The 3,374-nt window shown below is 75.8% G+C and carries 3 protein-coding genes; 2 read left to right on the top strand and 1 reads right to left on the bottom strand.

Translation table 11 applies throughout. The features are described from left to right. Positions 1–120: 120 nt before the first annotated feature. Entirely contained in the window at positions 121–606 is a 486-nt protein-coding gene (locus ACTIDRAF_RS0213405; RefSeq protein WP_157163018.1) for a hypothetical protein, read from the top strand. On the opposite strand, the gene ACTIDRAF_RS28745 is transcribed toward ACTIDRAF_RS0213405, so the two are convergent. Next, entirely contained in the window at positions 498–1,718 is a 1,221-nt protein-coding gene (locus ACTIDRAF_RS28745; protein WP_245533533.1) for a glycosyltransferase family 9 protein, read from the bottom strand. The genes ACTIDRAF_RS0213405 and ACTIDRAF_RS28745 overlap by 109 nt on opposite strands. Positions 1,719–1,948: 230 nt before the next feature. On the opposite strand from ACTIDRAF_RS28745, the gene ACTIDRAF_RS0213395 reads away from it, so the two are divergent. Continuing rightward, positions 1,949–3,374 (top strand): aldehyde dehydrogenase family protein (locus ACTIDRAF_RS0213395; protein ID WP_016699248.1); only part of this gene is annotated, 1,426 nt, incomplete at its 3' end.

The raw sequence follows: 3,374 nt of genomic DNA, 5'->3' as shown, positions 1-3,374 counted from the left end.
CCGGGGGTGGGAGCACCCCCGGCCCCGGGGCGCCGGCGGTCCGGAGTCCCTGCCACCAGGACGATCACACGTTGTAGTGGATGTTCACGGTGGGTGGTGGACGCCTGGCAGGCTGCCAGGATGGCGACAACCCACCACCCCGCGTTGCGGGCCCTGCTCGGCGCGCTGGTCTCGGCCGCTGCCCTCCTCGACCACCCCGTCCTCCCCACCCCGGGTCCCGCTCCCGTCGACGACTCCGCCCCGACGGCCGTCGCGTCCCCCCACCCGCGCGGTGGCGCGGGGGAGAACGCGGCGAAGCCAGGCGGGCGCGAGGACACCGCACGTCGGACGCCCGACCGGGAGGAGTGCCGGACCGATTCGACGGGCCGACGGCCCGGGCACCCCGGTTCCTGCCCGGGACACCGCCCCACCCCGATCCCCCCGACCAGCGGGCCCCTGTCCCTGGCCGACGGCCCCCGGACGCCGTGGCGGCTCTGCGGCGAGGGCCACCACGGCCGCTACGCGTTCTCCCCGGCCGGGGAGCTGCTGCGGTGCGCGCCCACGGTGGCGGCCCACGACGCACCCGACGACGAGTGGCGCTGGCAGCCCGTGCCCGCACGGTCCTGACCCTCGGCGGCCGACCCCGCACCGTTCCGTGCCGCCCCCGCCGGATTCCGCAGGAGCTCCCGCACGTCGGCCAGGACCTCGCCCACCGGCACGTCGGCCACCATCGAGTACTCGTGGACGCACCGGGCGCCTTCCGGGCCGGCTCCGAGCACCCCGCACCGGGGGCACCGGGTGAACCAGGTGAAGTGCACCGGATGACGTGCCCGCCCCAGGGCGGCCGCGTTGATCACGTTGCACGCCTGGAAGATCCCGACGGTGGCGGTGCCCACGGCCTGCGCCACGTGCCGGGGGCCGCTGTCGTTGGCGAGGACCACCCGTGCGGCGGCCAGCACCCCGACCATGCCGGACAGGTCGAGGGTCCCGGGGAACTCCCGCACCTGGTCCCGGAGTCCCACCGGGAGCTGGTCGCGCGCCAGCCGCGCGGTGGCCCGAACCAGCTCGTCCTCGTTCGACGAACCCAGGACGACGGCTCCCGCGCCCTCCCGCACCACCCGCTGGACGACCTCGGCGAACAGGGGCGGGGGCCAGCGGCGTCGCGGGTCCGTCGCGCCCGGGTGGACGACGAGCAGTGGTTCCGCCAACCCGGACAGGGCCGCCGCCGCCCGACCCCGGTCGTCGTCGGTCACGGGCAGCGCGGGGTCCACCGCGACGGGCGGGGCACCCGCGAGGCCGACCACCTCCAGGTGGCGCAGCACCTCGTGCTGGTAGTAGCGGTAGGGGATCGTCCGTTCCAGCGGTTCGGCGTCGGGCGTCGCCGGCCCGACGGTGTGCCGAGCCCCGGTCCGCAGCAGGAACGGGTTGGACCAGCGGCCGCCGCCGTGCAGCTGCACGCCCAGGTCGAGGCGGATCGCGGACACCGAGGCGAGGAACTCCCCCTGGTCGACGCCGTCGTCCGGCTGACCGGGGGTCGGTTCGTGCACCCCGTGGGCCCGTGGCAGCGGCAGGCAGCGGTCGACGGGGCCGGGACGCCCGGCCAGCAGCGCCCGGTGCGCGCCGGTGCCGAGCAGGACGAGTTCCGCCTCCGGGTAGGCCGCCCGCAACGCGGCGAGCGCCGGCATCACGAACATCAGGTCACCGATGCCCCCGCCGCGCAACACCCCGATGCGCCCCACGTCCGGCCAGCGTCCCCCGGACGGACCGATCGGTGGCAACGGCGGTCCCACGTCCTGCTGCCCCACGCCTGACCCCCTCCGGCCGAGTGACGTTCCCACCGAGTACTGCCCGGCGGGGGGCGGGAGAAACGGTGGCCTCTCGCCCGTCCCCACACGGAGGACGAGGAGGAGCAGCAGGAATGACCCCGACCGGCCCGGGTATCCGGCCAGCGACGGAGAGGAGGTGCCCCATGACGGAGCAGCTGGTGGGCGTCGACGGCGCGCAGGCCACCGCCACCCCCGTGTCCCCGGCGGATGCGGGCGCACCGGTGATCGAGGTGACCGACCCGGTCACCGGAGCGCCACTGGGCCGACTGGCCATGGCCAGTCCCGACGAGGTGAGCGACGCGGTCGGTGTGGCTCGCCGCCACCAGCCGGCGTGGGCGGCCACCCCGCCAGCCCGGCGAGGCCGACTCCTCCACGACATGGCCGAGGAGGTCCGCGCCTCGGCGAACCGGCTGGCCCGGCTGAACACGGCCGAGACCGGGCGCCCGTTCTCCCAGGCCCTCGACGGGGTGCTGGCGGGAGCCGCCACGCTCGACCAGTACGCGGAACTCGCGCCGGTGCGTGGTGGACGCACCCTGCTGGGGGACGTGGAGGCCACCGATCTGATGGTGCCCGAACCCCGAGGAGTGGTCGCCGTCCTGACACCGTGGAACGAACCCGTCGCGGTGGCGTGCGGGCTGGTCGGTGCGGCCCTGGCGACGGGGAACACGGTCTGCCTCAAACCCAGCGAACGGGCACCGCACGTGGGGCGGGCACTCGGCCAGGTGCTGTGCGCGGCGCTCCCCGACGGTGTCCTGGTGCCGCTGACCGGCGACGGGACGGTGGGGGCTGCCCTGGTCGAGGACCCCCGGGTGGACCTCATCGCCCACGTCGGTTCCACCGCCGCCGGTCGTCGCGTCCTGGCCGCCGCGGCGGTGCGGGGCGCGGCGGTGCTGGCGGAGAACGGGGGCAACGACCCGCTCCTCGTCGACGCCGACGTCGACCCGGTGTGGGCCGCCCGCCAGGCGGCGGTCGGGGCCTTCACCAACAGCGGGCAGATCTGCACCGCCGTCGAACGCGTCTACGTCCACCGGGCGGTCGCCGACCGCTTCGTGGCGGCGCTGGTCGACCAGGCCCGCCGGTACCGGGCGAGGCCACGCGACACCTCCGAGGTGGAGATGGGGCCGCTGGTCGACGTCCGGCACCGGGCCCACGTCCACCGCCACGTCACCCAGGCCCTCGACGCCGGTGCCCGGCTCGGCTGCGGTGGCGACATCCCGCCAGGCCCGGGCTCCTTCTACCCGGCCACGGTGCTCACCGGCTGCCTGCCCGAGATGGCGGTGTTCCAGGAGGAGACGTTCGGCCCCGTCGCGCCAGTGCGGGTGGTCGACAGCTTCGACCAGGCGCTGGCGGAGGCCGGTGCCGACCGCTACGGACTCGCCGCGACGGTGCTCACCGGTTCGATGGCCCACGCCCAGCGGGCGTGGCGGGAACTGCCCGTGGGCACGGTGAAGGTCAACGACGTGTTCGGTGGGGCACCGGGCGGGGCCGCGCAACCCCGTCGGGACAGCGGCCGCGGATTCGGTTTCGGCCCGGAACTGCTCGACGAGATGACCACGGTCAAGGTCGTGC

This window comes from Actinoalloteichus spitiensis RMV-1378, from assembly GCF_000239155.1.
GTDB lineage: Bacteria > Actinomycetota > Actinomycetes > Mycobacteriales > Pseudonocardiaceae > Actinoalloteichus_B > Actinoalloteichus_B spitiensis.
This window is presented reverse-complemented; position numbering and strand designations above follow the sequence as displayed.